Origin of the sequence: Pseudoalteromonas sp. BSi20439, assembly GCF_000241165.1 — a bacterium.
Classification (GTDB): domain Bacteria; phylum Pseudomonadota; class Gammaproteobacteria; order Enterobacterales; family Alteromonadaceae; genus Pseudoalteromonas.
This window is the reverse complement of the sequence record NZ_BADW01000223.1, coordinates 21,918-42,395: the sequence shown is the minus strand read 5'-3', so window position 1 is coordinate 42,395 and position 20,478 is coordinate 21,918. Positions and strand designations below refer to the sequence as shown.

Below are 20,478 nucleotides of genomic sequence, written 5' to 3'. Positions count from 1 at the left end.
AATGGAATGGATGAAAGTTTATCCAAAATAAAATTTCAAACTTTCGCAATAAAATAATTAACTCTTTGTTTTAAAATAATTAATTTTGATGATTAATTTTTATAAATTAATCTCAAAAGGTGGTTTTGGATTAATTTAAAGCGACTTTACTGCGTATTTTGCATTTTCTTTGTGTTAGTCTAAGGTGATTAATTTGCAAGCAATTATAACCCTGTAAATGTTGCACCGTTTTGGAATTATTACGCACCAAAACAGTGCTTAATCTATGCCGCCTTTATACTGTTTATATATTTTCACATAAAAAACAACAAATTATAATAGTGGCACAAAATCAGCTTATAGGTATTTAAAGTATCTAAGCAGCAATAATAAAACCCAATAGTTGGAGGACACATGTCACAATCGGTTTTAGATTTTATTAAAGAAAATGACGTTAAGTTCATTGATTTACGCTTTACTGACACAAAAGGTAAAGAGCAACATGTTTCTATTCCTCATCATCAAGTTGATGAAGACTTTTTTGAAGATGGAAAGATGTTCGACGGTTCTTCAATTGCTGGCTGGAAAGGCATTAATGAATCAGACATGGTGCTACTACCTGATGCAGATTCAATCAAGCTTGACCCTTTCACAGAAGAAACAACACTTATCGTTCGTTGTGACGTGGTTGAGCCTTCTACATTACAAGGTTATGAGCGCGACCCTCGTTCAGTAGCTAAACGCGCTGAAGAGTACATGCGTTCTACCGGTATTGCTGACACAGTTTTATTCGGTCCAGAACCAGAATTTTTCGTATTTGACGACGTTAAATACAAATCTGACATGTCAGGTTCAATGTATAAAATTGATTCTAAGCAAGCAGCTTGGAACTCAGATAAAGAATATGCAGATGGCAACACAGGCCACCGTCCAGGTGTTAAAGGCGGTTACTTCCCAGTTGCACCAGTAGATGACTTCCAAGATTGGCGCTCTGCAACATGTTTAGTGTTAGAAGAAATGGGCCAAGTTGTTGAAGCGCATCACCACGAAGTGGCGACTGCCGGTCAAAACGAGATCGCAACTCGCTTTAACACTATGGTTTTAAAAGCAGATGAAATCCAAGAAATGAAATATGTTATCCATAACATGGCTCATTTATACGGAAAGACAGCAACGTTTATGCCTAAGCCTGTTGTTGGTGATAACGGTTCTGGTATGCACTGTCACCAATCTTTAGCTAAAGACGGCGTAAACTTATTCGCAGGTGATAAGTACGGCGGCCTTTCTGAAGACGCGCTTTACTACATTGGCGGTATCATCAAACATGCTAAAGCAATCAACGCTTTTGCTAACGCGTCAACTAACTCGTACAAACGTTTAGTGCCAGGTTTTGAAGCACCAGTAATGCTTGCATACTCTGCACGTAACCGTTCAGCGTCAATCCGTATTCCAGTGGTTCCATCTGCAAAAGGTCGCCGTATTGAAGTACGCTTCCCAGATCCAACTGCTAACCCATACCTTGCTTTCTCTGCAATGCTTATGGCAGGCCTTGACGGAATTAAAAACAAAATCCACCCTGGCGATGCCATGGATAAGGATTTATATGACTTACCAGCAGAAGAAGCAGCAGAAATTCCAACTGTGGCATCATCACTAGATGAAGCACTAGCGGCATTAGATGCAGACCGTGAGTTCTTAAACCAAGGTGGCGTATTCACTAATGACCTCATTGATGCTTACATTGCACTTAAGTCAAAAGAAGTTGAAAAACTTAACATGACGACTCACCCAGTTGAGTTTGAAATGTACTACAGCTGTTAATTTATTAACCGATAAATAATGTGTGTTTTAAGCCCGCTTTGCGGGCTTTTTTTATGGCAAATTTAACGGTTCTACACTAAAGTGAAGTAAGTTTAAACAATGCAGGGTGGCAGGATGGTAGGTAAGGTTTTGTTGCTATTAATAGCTTTAGTGTTAAGTGTTAATAGCCATGCAAGCAATAAAAAAATTTATGCATGGAAAGACAAAAATGGTGTGCTGGTTTTTTCAGATACCCCTCAACCTGGCGCCAAGGAGGTTAAGCTCACCAGCCAACACTTAAACATGCCTGCAACAAATACTGACATTCTTGATACTTCACCGACTAAAACAGCGGTCAAGTTTAAAATTAGTATTACATCACCAGAGCCCAACCAAACTATAAGAGAAAACACCGGTTCAGTGTACGTTTCAACTCAGATCGCTCCTCGCTTTGAAGCTGGATTTACTATTGGCTTGTTTTTAAATGGCATTGCTATTGGTGAACCCAGTGATACCACCACCCTGGCGTTAAGAGATGTAGAACGCGGCCAACATACACTGCAAGTTAAACTTTATAATAAACAAAATCAAATAATTGCAACTAGCCCTGACAGTGTATTTTTTATGCATCGTAAAGGCCTTAATATAGGTCGGTAATTGCAGTTAAATACGTATAATTAGCGTATATTTTACTAAAAACCTTGCCTACCTCCCCAGGCGCACTAAAATGGTGCAATAATGATTAATAAGACACATTTTAGCCCAGAGCTACTAAATATAATTTGGCAAAACCAAACCACCGCCCTGATGTTACTTGATGAAAGCTTTACGCTTATTTACGCCAACACCAGTGCTAGTGAATTACTTGGTTTAGGCGAAAAGCGCCTACTCGGGCAAGCGTTCGACGACTTATTCAATTACCACTCTATCGACTTAAAACGTATTGCACAGTATTCGTTAGTTGATGGTGTAGACTGCCACCAGCATAGAGCTGACGTGGTGTTTATCGATTCTCGCCATGCAAAATTAGCGGTCAGCACGCGACGAATAAAGCATAACGATACCTTTTATATTTTATTTGAATGTCGACAAACCGATGACGAAATTAAGCACGATCAAGTTTCAAACCAAATGCATCAATACCAAGCTGCACGCAACTTAATTCGCGGTTTAGCCCATGAAATTAAAAACCCGCTGGGTGGAATTCGCGGGGCGGCGCAATTATTGCAGTATGAAGGTGATCAGCAAGAAAGAGATCAATGTGCAGAACTGATAATTGAACAAGCCGATCGATTGCGTGAATTAGTTGATAGGCTCCTTGGGCCTAATCAGCTGCCGCAAAAATCGTATGGCAATATACATCAAACATTAGAGTCGGTTGTAAAACTCAGTACCTTAGATAACAACCGCGATATTCGGTTAGTTAAAGACTACGATCCGAGTATTCCTGATGTTTATATTGATCAGAGCAAAGTTCAACAGGTAGTGCTAAACATTGTGCGTAATGCACAACAAGCATTGGTAGATGGTGGTGAAATAAAAATAAAAACGCGGATTAATTACCAGCATCGTCGTCCTGGCAAAGCCCCTAAAAAGGCACTGCTTATTCAAGTCATGGATAACGGCCCGGGTATTGATGCCAATTTACGCGACACCTTATTTTACCCTATGACCACCAATAAAGAAGGTGGCTCGGGACTTGGATTATCTATAGCGCAAACCTTGATTGATCAACATGATGGCTATATCGAATGTGATAGTTGGCCGGGACATACTGAATTTAATATTTATCTGCCGTTTACAGATTAATACTTTGGAGTTTGCATGAAAACAGCTTGGCTTGTAGATGATGATGCCTCAATTCGCTTTGTACTAGAAAAAGCACTGACTCGCGCAGGGTTTGAAGTAGAAAGTTTTGCAGATGCACAAAACGTACTTAACGCGCTAAAATTTAGTCAACCTAGCGTGTTGATTTCCGATGTGCGAATGCCTGGTATGGACGGTATGGCATTACTTGAGCTAATAGCAGAGCAAACGCCAGGGCTACCTGTGATCATTATGACCGCCCACTCAGACCTTGATTCAGCCGTTAATGCATTCCAAAAAGGCGCATTTGAGTATTTGGCCAAGCCGTTTGATTTAAATGAAGCGGTTGCACTGGTGGAAAGTGCGTATCGAGCTAATTCGACCAAAAAAACCAAACGAAAAACCGCCCCGCCAAAAAGTGCCCATATTATTGGTGAAGCCCCGGCTATGCAGGAAGTGTTTCGTGCTATAGGTAAGCTGTCAGCATCAAGTATGAGCGTACTCATCAACGGTGAGTCAGGAACAGGTAAAGAGTTGGTTGCCAGCGCTCTGCATAACCATAGCCCGCGGAAAGAAAACCAATTTATAGCCCTTAATATGGCCGCTATCCCTAAAGAATTAGTTGAATCTGAACTGTTTGGCCACGAAAAAGGCGCTTTTACAGGGGCAGATAGCGTGCGTAAAGGTCGCTTTGAACAAGCCAATGGCGGTACCTTATTTTTGGATGAAATCGGTGATATGCCACTGGATGTACAAACCCGCTTATTGCGCGTATTAGCCGATGGCGAATTTTATCGCGTGGGGGGTCATCAAAGTATAAAAGTAGATGTACGCATTATTGCTGCCACCCATCAAAATTTAGAAGAGCTGGTAAAACAAGGTAAGTTTAGAGATGATTTATTTCATCGTTTAAACGTGGTTCGCCTACGTTTACCTGCCTTACGCGAGCGCCCTGAAGATATAGAGCGCTTAGCGCTACACTTTTTACATAAAAGTGCAAAAGACCTGCAAGTAGATAGTAAAGTATTAAGCCCTAAAGCAATTAAGCAACTGTGTTTATTTAATTGGCCTGGGAATGTTCGTCAACTTGAAAACACCTGCCGCTGGTTAACCGTTATGGCGCCTGGAGAGCTGATTGGCGAGCAAGATTTACCTCCTGAAATTATTGATAATGCCGCCGCAACCCAAGAAGGCGATTGGCTAGATTCATTTCAGCAGTGGCTTAATCAAGAATTTAAACAAGGTAAAGAAAATATTTGGCCGGATATTCAAGCCCAGCTAGAAACCCGCTTAATCAAAACAGCCCTCGCTAATTGTTCTGGCCATAAACAAGAAGCCGCAGTAAAAAATTGGTTGGGGTCGCAATACGTTGACCCGAAAATTAAAAGAGCGCAATATTAGCTGATATTTTATAAGACTAGCGTCCTAGGTTATTAATGAAGTTAATTGAAAACATCCCTTTGTTTAAGCAAATGGAAATTATAAATCGCTTAGATTTTTTTAAAGAATTCACACTCAATGAGCGCCAGATTTTGCTTGAGTCATTTGGTTTACTTTATTTAATAAATAAAAATCAGTTTTTATTTAAAGAATTTGATAATGACAAGCGACTGTTTATTGTGCTCAGTGGATCTTTAATGGTGTTTAAACACAATCACCTGCTGGAACTGGGTAGTATAGAGCCTGGCGAATTTATTGGTGAAGGTGCATTTATTAATAACCGAGAGCGCAGTATTAATGCACGCGCCAAAGAAAGCGCCATAGTACTGGCTATTACTGCCGATGCTCTCACCCGCCTACCTAATGTCATACGCGAAAAAATTAAAGACCGTATTATTGAAGGTATGAGCCTGCGCATTGCAAAACTCTCGGAGCATATAGAAGAGCACGGTTAACAGTTAACTTAATCCATATAAACAACCTGCATTGAGCAATTAAGCCAGCCTGGCTTATTTACATGAGCTGTTATGGTATATGTGCCTGATGGTTTGTCGCCAAAAGGAGTCTCAACCAATGGCTGTGAGTGAGTGTAGGTTTGTGAATAATTGCTGTAGTAAATAACCAAATAGCCGTATAAATATTCCCATTTCAATGTGACTTTTGCGCCGCTGATTAATGTGAACTCAGCATGTTGATCAGTAAAGGTTACGACTTGGTCATTAAACTCATCTTTTTCGCACTGGGTTGTTCGCAACCGAGAAGGCATGGTAAAAGCGTCGTCCGCATCAGTATTTTTTAGATAAAAACCAATATTACCATCACCATAAAAGTGATTTGCGCGTGTGGTGTAGCTAATTTCGGGTTGATAGCCTAACCCCTGCATAATAGTAGCTAGCTGCTCTGTTTCTTGGCGTAAAATTCTATCATTTGATAATAGTAAAGTAGCTACGCCAAATTCCCGAGGGATGTCGTGTTCAACATATTCGTAAGGTAGGGATTGTGTTTTGAGTGCGGCCTCTAACTGCTGGTGCTGTGAGTCCGATAAACCTTTACTAAATATATACACTGTAGGCTGTTGGCATGCACTCAACAATAGCATGAGTGCACACGCTAAAATTCCATTTTTCATTATCACCCCGCTGATTACAAGTGTAGTCTAAAGGAGTGATTTAAAATCGCAACTTAATTTATTTGGCTGTTTAACCTGAAGTCTGGTTATTTAGCCATGCATCGACACTCTGACGTTTGTACAGCACTTCATTAAATAACCGATGACGCTCAAATACTAGCTCACTTTGCTTGGTATTTAGCCCGCTAGTTAGCTGGCTATGGGTATCGTTAAACTTAGAGATAACTGAAAAGCCACGTTCAGTGTCTTCTTTTACCTGTTGTGCTAGATGCGCTCTTACATCATCAGCGGTTAACAGATCTGAATGCTCTAAGCCCATTAGCTCTTTTTTCATCGCTAATCTTATGCCCATTTTTTACTCCATTATTTATATTCAATCTCTTTTACGGCCGATATTGGCAATTAGCGCGCCAATGTGTAATTTTTTTCGCGTGAAGCTTAACCCTGAATTACTTCAGTTTTTTTAAAGACTATAAAAAGAGATAAAAAGTTTCATAAAAAATCACATAATCAACTCACCTAACAAGCTCACTTTGGTGCAAAATAGCCACTGAGCCTTTATACTACAGCTAATACCACCCCCACTGAGAAACATGATGAACGAAGAATATATAGAAGTTGAGTTAGAAGAAGAGCCTATAGAGCTGTGCAAATTATTAAAGGTATTAGATCTTGTTGAAGGTGGTGGTCAAGCAAAAAACCTAATTAGCGAAGGCTATGTCGGTGTTAACCATGAAATTTGTACAATCAAACGGAAAAAATTATACAGCGGTGATGTACTTGCATTTGATGGCGAGTTGTTTCAATTAACGTTAAGTGAAGATGCCACTCCAGCAGAACGTCCAGTTATTGATGAAACAGTTACAGCAGAAAAAGCCGCGCCAGTAGCAACAACAGAGCCGGCTAAAAATAAACGCAAACGCACTAAAAAGCCTAAAGTTGATGAAAAAACGGGTCGTCGCCCTATTTCATTTGGCTAACATTTGCTTAAGTTATATGTGTTATTAAAAGCCAGTTTGCATCACTGGCTTTTTTATTCTTTAATAGAATATCAATAATAAAAAATAGATGCTTACATGTCAGAAAACACCTCAAACCGCTGGATAAAACCCGTACTTATTACCGCCTTATTATGGAACATATTAGGTATTCTTGCATTTGTCATGCAGCTGTTTCTCTCTCCAGAGATGATAAGTAAACTACCTGAAGAACAACAACTTGCTTATAACAGCCAACCTCTATGGGCTACTTTAGCGTTTGCTATTGCGGTATTTGGCGGCGCATTAGGATGCGTACTTTTGTTATTCAAAAAGTCTCTAGCCAGATTAACATTAATAATCTCTTTGGCAGCGATTTTAGCTCAGCAATACTATAATTTTATGATTATTAATAGCATCAACTTGTTTGGTATTAGCGCTATTTTTATGCCTATTGCAGTCACCATAATTGCGATTGCATTGGTGTATTTAAGTTTTCATTTAAAACAACAAGACTACTTTAAATAGCACTTTTTTGAGTTTAGTTTTGTGGCCAATTATTACTCAGAGTATCCCTTGAATTTTAACTTTTGGCCTTCATCTCTATTTAAATAACGACCAAAATAAATTATACAATATGGTATTTTTTATCATGGTACACACTTTGCAAATCACTACAGAGGTCACTTTTACAAGAATATTAATCTAATTTATTGAAGGGACAAATAATGAAAAATAGTTTCGACACCCAACAACAGCTCACTATCAATGGCGAGCAGTATCATATCAACTCGCTCATGGGACTTGGCGATAAAGCCAAACGCCTGCCTTTCTCGTTAAAAGTATTGCTAGAAAACTTACTACGTAACGAAGATGGTGTGAATATTAAAGAACAAGATATTCAGGCCTTATTAGATTGGGATCCAAAAGCGAAGCCCTCTGCCGAGGTAGCTTTCACTCCAGCCCGCGTAGTAATGCAAGATTTCACTGGTGTCCCTGCAATTGTTGATTTAGCTGCCATGCGTGATGCGATGGAAAAACTCGGTGGTGATCCTGCAAAAATAAACCCACTTTCTCCTGCTGAGCTGGTAATCGATCACTCGGTGCAAGTGGATGGTTACGGTAAAGATGGTTCATTCGACTTAAACTCAAAATTAGAATATGAGCGTAACAAAGAGCGTTACGAATTTTTACGTTGGGGACAAACCGCATTTGATAACTTAAAAGTTGTACCACCTGCAACCGGTATAGTTCACCAAGTGAATTTAGAGTATTTAGCCCGCGTAGTATTTAATGATACAAAAAACGGCAAATCGTTAGCCTATCCAGATACACTAGTCGGTACAGATTCTCATACAACGATGATTAATGGTTTAGGCGTACTTGGCTGGGGTGTAGGCGGCATTGAAGCCGAAGCCGCCATGCTTGGCCAACCTATTAGCTTGCTTATTCCACAGGTTGTGGGTGTTAAATTAAATGGTCGCTTACCTGAGGGCACTACAGCAACCGATTTAGTACTTACTGTTACTGAAATGCTGCGTAACCACGGTGTGGTAGGTAAGTTTGTTGAGTTTTATGGTGACGGCCTTGCCGACTTACCACTTGCCGATAGAGCAACTATCGCTAATATGGCGCCAGAGTATGGCGCAACCTGTGGTATTTTCCCTATTGATGATGAAACGATTAATTACTTACGCTTAACTAATCGCGATGAGAAGCAGCTTAAACTGATTGAAGATTACGCTAAACACCAAGGCTTATGGCGTAACGATGGCGACGAAGCACATTATACCGATAAGCTTGAACTGACTTTAGATGATGTTGTGCCAAGCCTAGCAGGCCCCAAACGCCCGCAAGATAGAATTACTTTGGATAAAGCCGGCAAGGTTATTGGTCAGCACTTAAAAGATTTTCAAGACGAGCGTATGGCACGTCGTGATAAAAGCGATGAAGAGCAAGCGCGTATTGAAAGCGAAGGCCCTACTACCAACCCTGATGATCCTACCGATGAAGCGCAGTTTATGGGCGCAGCAAAAGTAAACTTTAATGGAGAAGAATTTGAGTTAAATGATGGTGCCTGTGTTATTGCTGCAATTACTAGCTGTACAAACACATCTAACCCAAGTGTTATTTTAGCTGCCGGTTTAGTAGCTCAAAAAGCACGTCAGTTAGGTATTAATGTAAAGCCTTGGGTTAAAACGTCACTCGCGCCAGGTTCACAGGTGGTGACCGATTACCTTGAAAAAGCAGGGTTGATGGATGACTTGGATGCGCTTGGCTTTAATTTAGTTGGTTATGGCTGTACCACATGTATTGGTAATTCAGGCCCACTTGCCGATGAAATTAGTGAGGCGATTCAAAAACACAAATTAGTTGTAAGCTCAATTTTATCGGGTAACCGTAACTTTGAAGGGCGCATACATCAAGATGTTAAAATGAACTTTTTAGCGTCGCCTCCTTTAGTGGTTGCCTATGCCATAGCGGGTAGAACCGATATTGATGTTTACAACGAGCCACTCGCGCAAGATAAGCATGGTAACGATATTTACCTTAAAAATATTTGGCCGAGCGTTAAAGAAGTAAGTGAACTAGTAAAAAGTACGGTAACTAAAGAGATGTTCGAAAAAAGCTACGCCAATGTTTACGATGGCGACAGTCGCTGGCAAAAAATTCAAATACCTGATGGTAAACTTTACGATTGGGACGGTGCTTCGACTTATATCAAAAAAGCCCCCTTCTTTGATGGTATGAGTGTTGAACCACCAGGTATTCCAACTATTGAGGGTGCGCGTTGTTTAGCTAAACTGGGTGATTCGGTGACTACCGATCATATTTCACCAGCAGGTGCAATTAAGGCAGAGGCACCCGCAGGGCTTTACCTACAAGAAAATGGGGTTGAAAAAGCACAATTTAACTCTTATGGTTCACGACGTGGTAATCACGAAGTAATGATGCGCGGTACATTCGCTAATGTGCGCCTTAAAAACTTACTAGCCCCTGGTACCGAGGGCGGTGTTACCCGCACTCAACCTGATGATAAGCTAGAAAATATTTATGACGCGGCAATGGCATATCAAGAAAATGGAACACCACTAGTGGTTCTAGCAGGTAAAGAGTATGGAACTGGCTCTTCGCGAGATTGGGCTGCAAAAGGGTCATTATTACTCGGTATTAAAGCTGTGATAGCACAAAGCTATGAGCGTATTCACCGCTCTAATTTAATTGGTATGGGCGTACTTCCTTTACAATTTAAAGAAGGTGAAAGCCATGAATCACTAGGCTTAACTGGGCAAGAGCAATTTGATATTCAAGGGTTATACGATAAAACCGACGAAGTCAGTGTGATTGCGACTAACAGTGAAGGTAAACAAGTTAGCTTTAGTGCCGATGTGCGTATTGATACTCCGAAAGAGTGGGATTACTACAAACATGGCGGTATTTTACAGTACGTACTGCGCAATATGCTCGACTAACAACTTAAAACGAAAATGCAGCCCGGCTCAGTAATGAGCTGGGCTTTTTTATATTATTAATGGATGCTTGCGCTAAATCAATATCGCTTTATAAAGACTCCATACACTAAGAAGACACGCTGCGCAGAGGCCGTTATGTCTTCAATTGTAATAATTAGACTACTTAAAACATCGATTTTGCTTGGGTTATGCTTAATAGTGACAGGCCATGGTTTAATTGTATCGAGCTACTTTACCAACCAGTACGGCATTAAAGGTATTATTACTGCAGCTGCCTGTATTGCAATTGGCGTGCTTTTATCATTGCCTACTAAAATCTACTTAACCATATTATTAATGGAAGCAGAAAAGCGTTATTTGAAGACACAGCAAAAACACCCCAAAACTAAAAGCCGCTAAAACTTTCGACCTCTTTACTGCGTTGCTCTATTCTCTTTTTGGCTTTTTCAGCATCTTCAAACAGTTTATTAATTGATTCACTGTTATATATCTCAGGCGCTCGCTGAGGAAAAGGCTTTACTGCTGATTTAGCACTGCCACTCAAAATGGCGGTATCTTCTGCAACCACAACATTGATATCGGCGGGATTAAGCTTTACCACTTCGCTTTTACCATTTTTGTTTGGTACATCTGAGAAATGCCACTGTCCTTGCCCGTCTTGCCATTTATAAATTGGCTTAGGATTTTCTAGCTCAAAAGTAGCACCAGTGATTTTTTCACTCGCGGTGGTAATTGCTAAGGTAATGCTATCTAACGCACCAGATGAAAGCGCTACCATTTCATCTTTAATCTCTATTGATTCACTGTAAATAACAGAGGTACTTAGCCAAGGCTGGCCATTGGTTTTTTAATAAAAACAATAAGGTAACAGCAATTATCATCACTGACATTGCTAAATAGGTGAAGTATTTCATAGCGTTCCTGCTGTGTGTTTAATCCATCATCACAACCAATATAATAAAAAAGAATCAATTCAGCAAATATTAAACAATAAAAAACGCAGCAAAGGCTGTCGTTTTTTTATTTTATAGCTTTGAATAATAAAGTAATTAAATTCCATCACCATCAATATGTAAGCCACACTCACGGTTCAAACCAAAAAAGCGGGTTTCCTCTTCACTCATACCCGGCTCTAACTTGCGCGTAGTATGTACATCCCCCATCGACACATAGCCTTGCTCCCATAATGGGTGGTATGGCAAATTATGCTTTGTTAGGTATTGATATACATCGCGATTATTCCATTCAATAATGGGGTACACTTTTACCGTACCTCGACTTATTTCTAGTACTTGCTTTTCAGCACGGCTTGAGGATTGATCTCGACGTAGACCACTAAACCAAGTGCTCGCATTCAGCTCCTTTAAAGCGCGTGTCATGGGCTCTACTTTATTAAGCTGATTGTATTGCTTAATGCCTGCCTCACCTAGCTCCCATAATTTTCCAAATTTAGCTTCTTGCCATGCAGGGCTGAGCTGCGCTTTATACACTTTTAAGTTAAGTGATAACTGCGAAGTCATTTGCTCTATAAACTGATAGGTTTCTGGAAATAAGTAGCCAGTATCTGTTAATACCACAGGTATATCGGGGCGCTGTGATGTCATTAAATGCAACATTACTGCGGCTTGAATACCAAAACTCGATGATAAAAACGCGGTGTCAGGCAAGTGCTCTAGCGCCCATGCAACGCGCTGCTCTGCGCTCATGTCAGCCAGCAAACCGTTCGCATCAGCTAACATCGCCTGTTGGCTTTGCTTATCTAGCTGTAATATGTTTTTAAATTCACTCATGGTCAACTTTAAACCTCACCAGCGCTTTGCGCTGCTTTTAAATTATGCGTAAAAATCGGTAACAGATACTTTTACTTCTGCAACAATACCTTTGCGAATAACAAAATCACCAAAACACTCGCCACCATTACGTTCACTAACCCATTGCCCAATGAGTTTATCGAATGCTTCTAAGTAAACCTCTTCGCCAACGTTTTCAAGGTAAAGCTTAGGAATACGCGTGCCCTCAGTGTTACCCCCTAGATAAACGTTATACTTACCAGGGCCTTTGCCGACCAATCCAGCTTCTGCTAGCATGGCACGACCACAGCCATTCGGGCAACCAACCACACGCATAATAATGCTGTCATTTGGCACCCCATGCTTGGTTAATAAGCCTTCTATTTTTTCAATTAAACTCGGTAAGTAACGCTCAGCTTCGGCCATGGCTAATGGGCAGGTTGGTAATGCCACACACGCCATTGAATTTTTGCGTTGTTCAGTGTCTTTATCGTCAATCAAACCATGGTTACGGGCTATTTCTTCAATGACTGCTTTTTGATCGGCCGGTACACCGGCAATAATTAAGTTTTGATTTGCCGTCATGCGAAAATCACCTTGATGAATTTCTGCAATTTTGCGACACCCTGTTTTAAGCGGCTTATCAGGGTAGTCTAAAATACGACCACTTTGAATAAACAGGGTTAAGTGGTGCTTACCATCAATGCCCTCGACCCAACCAATACGATCCCCTCGGTGAGTAAACTCATAAGGGCGGCTTGGTGCAAAGCTCACGCCTGCGCGTTTTTCAACTTCGGCCTTAAATACTTCAGTGCCAACACGATCGAGAGTGTATTTAGTTTTTGCATTTTTACGATTTGAGCGGTTACCCCAATCACGCTGAACAGATACCACGTGCTCAGCAATTTTTAACGTGTCTTCTAGGCTAATAAAGCCAAAGTCGTCCGCTTTACGTGGATAGGTTGCTGTATCGCCATGGGTCATAGCCAAACCACCACCCACAAGTACGTTAAAACCAACGAGTTTGCCACCCTCAGCAATCGCCACAAAGTTTAAATCGTTAGCATGTACGTCCACCTCATTATTAGGTGGAATCGTCACTGTGGTTTTAAACTTACGCGGTAAATACGTTGAACCTAAAATAGGCTCTTCTGTGGTTTCAGACTTTTCGCCATTAAGCCAAATTTCAGCGTATGCCTTCGTTTTAGGTAATAAGTGCTCAGAGATTTTTGCCGCCCACTCATAGGCCTCTTGATGTAACTCAGACTCAACCGGATTGGTAGTACATAACACATTACGATTCACGTCACCGGCGGTGGCAATTGAATCAATACCCACGCTATTAAGTAATTGGTGCATACCTTTAATTTCGGGTTTTAATACACCATGAAACTGAAATGTCTGGCGAGTAGTTAAACGAATACTGCCATAACTGGTTTTATCACCAGCAAACTTATCAATTGCTAGCCATTGCTCTGGCTTAATGATACCGCCAGGCATACGTGCGCGTAGCATCACATTATGCAGTGGTTCTAGCTTTTGTTTAGCACGTTCAGGACGTATATCGCGATCATCTTGTTGATACATGCCGTGAAAACGAATTAACTGAAAATTATCAGCGGTAAAACCACCGGTGATCTCGTCTTTTAAATCTTGCTCTATGGTGCCACGTAAAAAGTTGCTTTCTCTTTTCAAACGCTCGTTATCAGAAAGCTTTACGTTTTTATCTTGTTCGCTCATGTTTAATCCTAAATTTGTTACAGTGACGGCTGTTAGCGTTGCTTTGTTATAAAGTAAGCAATGTGTACTTAGTACACATCTTTCTGATAGCGATTTGCGCTTCGTAAGTCTTTTAAATAAAGCTCTGCGTCTTCATAGCTTTTACCAGTGTTTTCGCTAATGATATCAACTAAGGCATTATGTACATCCTTTGCCATGCGGTTTGCATCGCCACACACATAAAAATGAGCACCCGCTTCTAACCAATCAAACACTTCTTTTGAGTTTTTACGTAACTTATCTTGTACATAAACTTTTTCTGCTTGGTCACGACTAAACGCCACATCAACCTTACTTAGTAAACCTGACTTTAAGTACCCTTGAATTTCTACTTGGTACAAGAAGTCTTGAGTAAAGTGTGGGTTACCAAAAAATAGCCAGTTTTTACCTGTTGCTTCTCGTGCATCACGCTCTTGTAAAAAGGCGCGAAATGGCGCAATACCAGTACCTGGTCCAACCATAATAATCGGTGTGTCATCGTTTACTGGTAAGCGGAAGTTATCATTATGTTCACTGAACACTTTTACTTTACAGCCTTCTTCAGCGCGGCGTGCTAAGTACCCTGAACAACCACCTAAATGCTCTGTACCAAACGCTTCAAACTCAACTAATGCAATAGTTAAATGCACCTCATCTTCAACCTCTGCTTGGCTAGAAGCAATTGAATATAAACGTGCTTGTAATTTACGCAGGCAATCAACTAGTGTTTGCGCTTCTAATTTAGCTGGGTTTTGTGCAACCACATCAAAGATTTGGCAAGGCTCAATGTATTCGCGCATTGCGCCTTTATCTTCTACTAGTTTAAGCAGCTCAGGCGTGCCTGTAGCGGTGGCATACTTTTCAACAAAGCCAGGGTAGGATTGTGTTAGCTCTAGTTTTTCAATTAAGGCATCACGTACGCTGAGTTCTTCATCGCCAAGTTTAACGCGGCTAGTAGGATCAATTTGCGTTTGCGCTAGTAGCTCATCTACACGTACTTCATCATTTAAGAAGTAAATGCCTAATGAATCACCTGGGGTGTAACTAATATCTGACCCTTCAAGTGAAATTTCAACATGGCGTACATCTTTGGTTGAATCACGACCGGTAATTTTTTGCACTAAGCTTAGCTCTGCCGCAAACGGATTTTGCTTTGTGTACTGACTAGCAGCTGCTGTAGGCGAGCCAAATGGCATTGATACAACTTGACCGCCTGTGGCATCTTGCTGAGCTTTTAAATCTGGCTCAAACGCATTTAGTGCGCCTTCAATCCAAGTGGCTGCTTCGTCATCGTAATCAACGTCTAGGTCGGCACGTTGATGAATAACCTCTGCACCTAATTTAGTTAAACGCTCTTCAAAGTCTTTAGCGGTTTGACAGAAAAATTCATAGCTAGAATCACCTAAGCCTAATACTGCAACTTTGACACCATCAAGCTTTGGCGCTTTTTTAGTAATTAAAAATTCATACAGTGTTTCGGCGTCTTCTGGTGGCTCACCCTCGCCGTAAGTCGATACAACAACGGTTAAAAACTTTTCTTTTTTCAGGGCTGTCGGTTTGTAATCTGACATACTAACCAGTTTAGTTGCTAAGCCGCGAGACTCAGCTTGCTCTTTAAGTTTAGTCGCCACCGCTTTAGCATTACCTGTTTGCGAACCATATAAAATGGTCAACGCTGCCGCCTCCGAGGTTGCAGGTGCACCTGAAGCTGGCGCGCCTAGCGCTGCAGAATTAGCATTAGCAGCTAAGTAGCCGCTAACCCAGGCTTGCTGAATTGGATTAAGCTCAGCCACTAAACCTTGTAGCTTTTGTACTTGCTCTTGCGAAAGCGGACTTGCTAGCGCATTGAGTTGACCTAACAACATGAATTTTTCCTCATAACCCTGAACGTTAAACACAATGCCTGTTCACATTGTTTAAAAATGAGTGCCACCTCACTCAGAAAGTTCTGTTGAGGTTAATTGAGTATGCAGGATAGCCGTCTAAGCATAGATAAAAAAAGAATAGAATCTGCTTTGATATTCCATTTAGTTATTAAGTTACATAAAAACCTGCGAAATAGACCTAAAAAGGTTTTATTGTCTTTTATGAAATTTTAATTTAACAATTTTGTAACTTTTATGATCTAAGGTATATTACGCAAAACTATAAAATAGGAACACCTATGTTACACGGTATATATAAAAACAAATTACTTTTGAGCACCTTGTTATTATCCTCATTACCCGCGATGGCTAATGTGGTTAATGGCAACTTTGAACAATACAGTGGCAACACCCCAGATGCATGGACAGTGATTGATAGCGGTATTAACGTATCTGCCAACAGCACAGTCGTAAGTAAAGGCTCACAAGCAGCAGCGATTAGCGTTAATACAGGCACACAAAGCAATACTGATTTTTTGCAGCAAGTCGCTGTTGAAATGGGTAAAACTTATGAGTTCTCAGTTGATGTGTATCATACCGAAGGCCATCTTAAGGCGCGTTTGTTGATAGATGGTTATCAAGGCTATTCAAATCCAGCACAAACCAACCAATGGCAAACCATTACTTACAGCTACACAGCCGATAGTAATAAAACCATTGATGTCGGCTTACGCTTTTATGATACAACGGGATTTGATGGTAGCGAGTTAGTTTATGTTGATAACTTCTTGCCTAGTAATGACAGCAGTGGCTCTCCAAGCTGCGCAGATAACGGCCTTACTTTTAGCCTAACCACAGATAACTACGGCGAAGAAACCAGCTGGCAAATAGCGCACAACCAAACCGGTGTCGTTGCAAGCGGAAGTGAGTATGCTGCAAACACCCAATATACCGAACAATTATGCGTAGCCGATGGTGAGTATACATTTACTATTAATGACAGCTATGGCGATGGTATTTGCTGTTCATATGGCAGTGGTAGCTACGCCTTGAATAATGAAAGCACATTGCTCGCCAGTGGAGCTAGTTTTCAAACAACCGAAGCTACCGCTTTCTCATTAGGAAGCACTGAGCCAACACCGACGCCAACCGGCTACTATGTGACAACTCAAGGCTTGTCTGGTTACACGCTAAAAACTGAGCTTTATAACATTATTAATAATCATAATGCTCAAGGGTATTCCGCTATTTGGAATTTTTACGACGCATCGGCGCGTGATAAATACTATGAAAACGATAATAGTATTTTAGATATGTACAGCGAGAAGCCCAATGGCTCTGATAGCTACACATACACAGCCGTTAGCGATCAATGTGGCACCTACAGTGGTGAGGCAGATTGCTACAACCGAGAGCATTCGTTCCCTAAAAGTTGGTTTGGTGGAAAAGTTGAACCGATGAACTCTGATGTTCATCATATTTACGCCACTGACGGTTATGTAAATTCAAAACGAAGCAACTTCCCATTCGGTGAAGTAGCAAGCGCTTCGTTTACCTCAACCAACGGCAGTAAATTAGGCTCTGCAAGTAATACGATTAATTACAACGGTACTGTGTTTGAACCTATTGATGAATTTAAAGGTGACTTTGCACGTGCTTATTTTTACATGGCAACCCGTTATCAAAACGTAATTGGTGCTTGGCAAAATAACACCGCAGCTAGTAATGACGTGCTTAATGGCACCAGTACCCAAGTATTTGAAAGCTGGGTTGTGGCCATGCTGTTAAAGTGGCATAACAACGATCCTGTTAGCCAAATGGAATTAGACCGCAACCAAGCAGCGTTTGAATTTCAGGGAAACCGTAACCCGTATATCGATCATCCTGAGTTTGTAGAGATGATTTGGTAAAAGGCTTCGGGCTTCGGGCTTCGGGCTTCGGGCTTCGGGCTTCGGGCTTCGGGCTTCGGGCTTCGGGCTTCGGGCTTCGGGCTTCGGGCTTCGGGCTTCGGGCTTTGCAGAAAAGCATAAGCCTTTGCATTTGCAAAGGCTTTTCTTACACCTATTTTATAATATTATTTTTTGCACTTAGGTTCGTAACACTCAACCCAAACTTCGGCGCTATAATTTACTTACTTCTGAAGGCTGAAAGCTTCAAACTTATCGCTTTTTTTAAACGCAAAAAAAACCCCAGCAAAAGCTGGGGTTTCTTATAAAACAGACTTAATTAAAAATTAAGCTTGTTTTGGACGTTCAACAACATCTACCAAAGTCCAAGATTTGTTCTTAGAGATTGGAGCGCATTCACGGATAGTGACAGTGTCACCCGCTTTTGCAGTGTTATTTTCGTCATGTACGTGTAACTTAGTCGTACGTTTGATGAATTTCCCATAGATTGGGTGCTTCACGTAACGTGCGATAGCAACAGTGAAAGATTTTTCCATCTTGTCGCTGATTACACGGCCTTGAAGAGTACGAATTTTATCGCTCATTATTGACCTGCCTTCTGGTTAATAATTGTTTTTACACGCGCGATATCGCGACGTACTGTTCTTAGCGTGTGTGTCTGAGCTAGCTGACCAGTGCTTGCTTGCATGCGCAGGTTAAACTGCTCACGAAGAAGACCTAGAAGTTCAGCATTAAGCTCTTCTACGCTTTTATCTTTTAGTTCGTTTGCTTTCATCACATTACCGTCCGAGTTACGAAAGTTGTTTTGAATGGCAGCTTACGAGCAGCAAGGTTAAACGCTTCACGAGCAAGCTCTTCTGAAACACCTTCCATTTCGTAAAGTACTTTACCAGGCTGAATTTCAGCAACCCAATATTCAACAGAACCTTTACCTTTACCCATACGAACTTCAAGAGGTTTTTCTGTGATCGGCTTGTCAGGGAAGACACGGATCCAGATTTTACCTTGACGTTTCACGTGACGTGTCATAGCACGACGAGCTGCTTCGATTTGACGAGCAGTCATGCGGCCACGACCAGTAGCTTTCAAACCGAAAGTACCGAAGCTTACTTTGTTACCGTTTTGCGCTAGACCACGGTTGCGGCCTTTATGCATTTTACGGAATTTTGTACGTTTTGGCTGTAACATTACTCGCTACCTCTACTTAGCACTTTTTTTGGCTTTCTTTGGTGCGCGTTTAGCTGGCTTCTCTTGCTCTTGTACTAGTGGTAAACCACCAATAACTTCGCCTTTGAAGATCCAAACTTTAACACCAATGATACCGTAAGTGGTTAAGGCTTCAGAAGTTGCGTAGTCGATATCAGCACGAAGAGTATGTAGAGGTACACGACCTTCACGATACCATTCTGAACGTGCGATTTCTGCGCCGCCAAGACGACCGCTAACTTCAACTTTAATCCCTTTAGAACCGATGCGCATTGCATTTTGTACCGAACGCTTCATAGCGCGACGGAACATAACACGACGCTCTAGCTGAGAGGCAATGCCGTCTGCTACTAGTTGTGCATCTAGTTCTGGTTTACGTACTTCAGAAATATTAATCTGAGCAGGTACACCAGCGATTTTAGTTACCGCTTGACGTAATTTTTCTACGTCTTCGCCTTTTTTACCGATAACAACACCCGGACGAGCCGTGTGAATAGTTACTCGGATAGATTTTGCTGGACGCTCAATAACGATTTTAGACACAGAAGCCGCTTTCAATTCCTTAGTAAGGAATGTACGTACTTTGTGATCGCCAAAAAGCTGTGCAGAGAAATCTTTTGAATTCGCGTACCAGGTAGAAACCCAAGGTTTAGATATACCTAGGCGAATACCAGTAGGATGAACTTTTTGTCCCATTACTTATATCTCCTAGCTATCTGAAACCACAACAGTGATGTGGCTTGTACGCTTAAGGATGCGGTCTGCGCGTCCTTTAGCACGTGGCATAATACGTTTCATTGTTGGACCATCGTCCACAAAGATCGTTGTTACACGTAGCTCATCAATGTCAGCACCTTCGTTATGCTCTGCGTTAGCAATAGCAGACTCAAGTACTTTCTTAACTAATACAGCCGCTTTTTTCGGGCTGTACGCCAGGATTTCTAGTGCGCGATCGACAGGTAACCCGCGGATCTGATCTGCAACTAGACGTGCTTTTTGCGCCGAACCAGAGGCGAATTTATGTTTAGCTAATGCTTGCATTTATCTTCCCCTCTTAACGTTTCTTCGCTTTCTTATCCGCAGCATGGCCACGGTAAGTGCGAGTTGGTGCAAATTCACCTAGTTTGTGACCGATCATTTCGTCAGAAACGAAAACTGGTACATGCTGGCGACCATTATGGACAGCAATGGTCAATCCGATCATGTTAGGTATGATCATTGAACGACGGCTCCAAGTTTTAATTGGCTTCTTTTCACCGCTTTCCAAAGCTTTCTCTACCTTCTTCAGCAAGTGTAGGTCTATAAAAGGACCCTTCTTGAGAGAGCGTGGCATGGCTATTCCTCAATA

At 41.3% G+C, this 20,478-nt stretch carries 21 protein-coding genes and 1 pseudogene; 10 read left to right on the top strand and 12 right to left on the bottom strand.

What is annotated here, in order from left to right; all coding sequences use genetic code 11:
- Nucleotides 1-393 precede the first annotated feature (393 nt).
- The 5 genes and pseudogenes from glnA (at nucleotide 394) to P20439_RS17470 (ending at nucleotide 5,480) form a co-directional block, all read left to right on the top strand.
- Nucleotides 394-1,800, top strand: a complete 1,407-nt coding sequence (gene glnA, locus P20439_RS17490) for a glutamate--ammonia ligase (protein WP_008468760.1) — start codon at nucleotides 394-396, stop codon at nucleotides 1,798-1,800.
- A gap of 114 nt (nucleotides 1,801-1,914) precedes the next feature.
- Nucleotides 1,915-2,436, top strand: coding sequence for a DUF4124 domain-containing protein (locus P20439_RS17485; protein WP_008468758.1), 522 nt, complete (start codon nucleotides 1,915-1,917; stop codon nucleotides 2,434-2,436).
- Nucleotides 2,437-2,517: 81 nt separating this feature from the next.
- Nucleotides 2,518-3,588, top strand: a complete 1,071-nt coding sequence (gene glnL / locus P20439_RS17480) for a nitrogen regulation protein NR(II) (RefSeq protein ID WP_008108383.1) — start codon at nucleotides 2,518-2,520, stop codon at nucleotides 3,586-3,588.
- A 15-nt stretch (nucleotides 3,589-3,603) separates the two neighbouring features.
- Nucleotides 3,604-4,990: pseudogene (gene ntrC, locus P20439_RS17475) on the top strand (nitrogen regulation protein NR(I)).
- A gap of 31 nt (nucleotides 4,991-5,021) precedes the next feature.
- Complete coding sequence (locus P20439_RS17470) at nucleotides 5,022-5,480, top strand: Crp/Fnr family transcriptional regulator (RefSeq protein WP_008108381.1); 459 nt, start codon at nucleotides 5,022-5,024, stop codon at nucleotides 5,478-5,480.
- An 8-nt stretch (nucleotides 5,481-5,488) separates the two neighbouring features.
- Here P20439_RS17470 and P20439_RS17465 read toward each other — a convergent pair whose 3' ends face one another.
- Both P20439_RS17465 and P20439_RS17460 read right to left on the bottom strand, forming a co-directional pair.
- A complete protein-coding gene (locus P20439_RS17465; RefSeq protein ID WP_008468754.1) occupies nucleotides 5,489-6,154 on the bottom strand; it encodes a hypothetical protein in 666 nt (221 codons plus the stop codon).
- 70 nt (nucleotides 6,155-6,224) lie between these two features.
- Nucleotides 6,225-6,506: a hypothetical protein gene (locus P20439_RS17460; protein WP_008468752.1), complete on the bottom strand. Its 282-nt coding sequence runs from the start codon at nucleotides 6,504-6,506 to the stop codon at nucleotides 6,225-6,227.
- Between the two features lie 244 nt (nucleotides 6,507-6,750).
- Between P20439_RS17460 and P20439_RS17455 the strand changes: the two genes are divergently transcribed.
- The 4 genes from P20439_RS17455 (at nucleotide 6,751) to P20439_RS17440 (ending at nucleotide 11,003) form a co-directional block, all read left to right on the top strand.
- On the top strand, nucleotides 6,751-7,134 hold the full coding sequence (locus tag P20439_RS17455) for an RNA-binding S4 domain-containing protein (RefSeq protein WP_008108378.1): 384 nt from the start codon (nucleotides 6,751-6,753) through the stop codon (nucleotides 7,132-7,134).
- 96 nt (nucleotides 7,135-7,230) lie between these two features.
- Complete coding sequence (locus P20439_RS17450) at nucleotides 7,231-7,659, top strand: hypothetical protein (protein ID WP_008468749.1); 429 nt, start codon at nucleotides 7,231-7,233, stop codon at nucleotides 7,657-7,659.
- A gap of 200 nt (nucleotides 7,660-7,859) precedes the next feature.
- Nucleotides 7,860-10,604 carry an aconitate hydratase AcnA gene (acnA, locus tag P20439_RS17445; protein ID WP_008468747.1) on the top strand — a complete coding sequence of 915 codons (2,745 nt, stop codon included), beginning with the start codon at nucleotides 7,860-7,862 and terminating at the stop codon, nucleotides 10,602-10,604.
- A gap of 135 nt (nucleotides 10,605-10,739) precedes the next feature.
- Nucleotides 10,740-11,003 (top strand): hypothetical protein, encoded by a 264-nt coding sequence (locus P20439_RS17440; RefSeq protein ID WP_036934627.1) that lies wholly within the window; start codon nucleotides 10,740-10,742, stop codon nucleotides 11,001-11,003.
- Here P20439_RS17440 and P20439_RS17435 read toward each other — a convergent pair.
- From P20439_RS17435 to P20439_RS17420, 4 genes are all read right to left on the bottom strand, one after another.
- Entirely contained in the window at nucleotides 10,990-11,382 is a 393-nt protein-coding gene (locus P20439_RS17435) for a DUF4124 domain-containing protein (protein ID WP_008468745.1), read from the bottom strand. The genes P20439_RS17440 and P20439_RS17435 overlap by 14 nt on opposite strands.
- Nucleotides 11,383-11,653: 271 nt before the next feature.
- Nucleotides 11,654-12,394 carry a phosphoadenylyl-sulfate reductase gene (locus P20439_RS17430; RefSeq protein WP_008108367.1) on the bottom strand — a complete coding sequence of 247 codons (741 nt, stop codon included), beginning with the start codon at nucleotides 12,392-12,394 and terminating at the stop codon, nucleotides 11,654-11,656.
- Nucleotides 12,395-12,436: 42 nt separating this feature from the next.
- The gene (gene cysI / locus P20439_RS17425; RefSeq protein ID WP_008108365.1) at nucleotides 12,437-14,134 is read right to left on the bottom strand and encodes an assimilatory sulfite reductase (NADPH) hemoprotein subunit; all 1,698 of its coding nucleotides are present in this window, start codon (nucleotides 14,132-14,134) and stop codon (nucleotides 12,437-12,439) included.
- A gap of 68 nt (nucleotides 14,135-14,202) precedes the next feature.
- The gene (locus P20439_RS17420; RefSeq protein ID WP_008468740.1) at nucleotides 14,203-16,017 is read right to left on the bottom strand and encodes an assimilatory sulfite reductase (NADPH) flavoprotein subunit; all 1,815 of its coding nucleotides are present in this window, start codon (nucleotides 16,015-16,017) and stop codon (nucleotides 14,203-14,205) included.
- Nucleotides 16,018-16,316: 299 nt separating this feature from the next.
- On the opposite strand from P20439_RS17420, the gene P20439_RS17415 reads away from it, so the two are divergent.
- Nucleotides 16,317-17,927 carry an endonuclease gene (locus P20439_RS17415; protein ID WP_008468738.1) on the top strand — a complete coding sequence of 537 codons (1,611 nt, stop codon included), beginning with the start codon at nucleotides 16,317-16,319 and terminating at the stop codon, nucleotides 17,925-17,927.
- A 323-nt stretch (nucleotides 17,928-18,250) separates the two neighbouring features.
- On the opposite strand, the gene rpsQ is transcribed toward P20439_RS17415, so the two are convergent.
- Genes rpsQ through rpsS form a run of 6 tightly spaced genes read right to left on the bottom strand, consistent with a single transcriptional unit; the run spans nucleotide 18,251 to nucleotide 20,463 of the window.
- Nucleotides 18,251-18,508 carry a 30S ribosomal protein S17 gene (gene rpsQ, locus P20439_RS17410; RefSeq protein ID WP_008108356.1) on the bottom strand — a complete coding sequence of 86 codons (258 nt, stop codon included), beginning with the start codon at nucleotides 18,506-18,508 and terminating at the stop codon, nucleotides 18,251-18,253.
- Nucleotides 18,508-18,699 (bottom strand): 50S ribosomal protein L29, encoded by a 192-nt coding sequence (gene rpmC, locus P20439_RS17405; RefSeq protein WP_008108355.1) that lies wholly within the window; start codon nucleotides 18,697-18,699, stop codon nucleotides 18,508-18,510. The genes rpsQ and rpmC overlap by 1 nt, the downstream gene beginning before the upstream one ends.
- A complete protein-coding gene (rplP, locus tag P20439_RS17400) occupies nucleotides 18,699-19,112 on the bottom strand; it encodes a 50S ribosomal protein L16 (RefSeq protein ID WP_008108352.1) in 414 nt (137 codons plus the stop codon). The genes rpmC and rplP overlap by 1 nt, the downstream gene beginning before the upstream one ends.
- A gap of 12 nt (nucleotides 19,113-19,124) precedes the next feature.
- Nucleotides 19,125-19,826, bottom strand: coding sequence for a 30S ribosomal protein S3 (rpsC, locus tag P20439_RS17395; protein WP_008108350.1), 702 nt, complete (start codon nucleotides 19,824-19,826; stop codon nucleotides 19,125-19,127).
- A 12-nt stretch (nucleotides 19,827-19,838) separates the two neighbouring features.
- On the bottom strand, nucleotides 19,839-20,171 hold the full coding sequence (rplV, locus tag P20439_RS17390; RefSeq protein WP_004588690.1) for a 50S ribosomal protein L22: 333 nt from the start codon (nucleotides 20,169-20,171) through the stop codon (nucleotides 19,839-19,841).
- A gap of 13 nt (nucleotides 20,172-20,184) precedes the next feature.
- Nucleotides 20,185-20,463, bottom strand: coding sequence for a 30S ribosomal protein S19 (gene rpsS / locus P20439_RS17385; RefSeq protein WP_004588689.1), 279 nt, complete (start codon nucleotides 20,461-20,463; stop codon nucleotides 20,185-20,187).
- Between the last annotated feature and the right edge of the window lie 15 nt (nucleotides 20,464-20,478).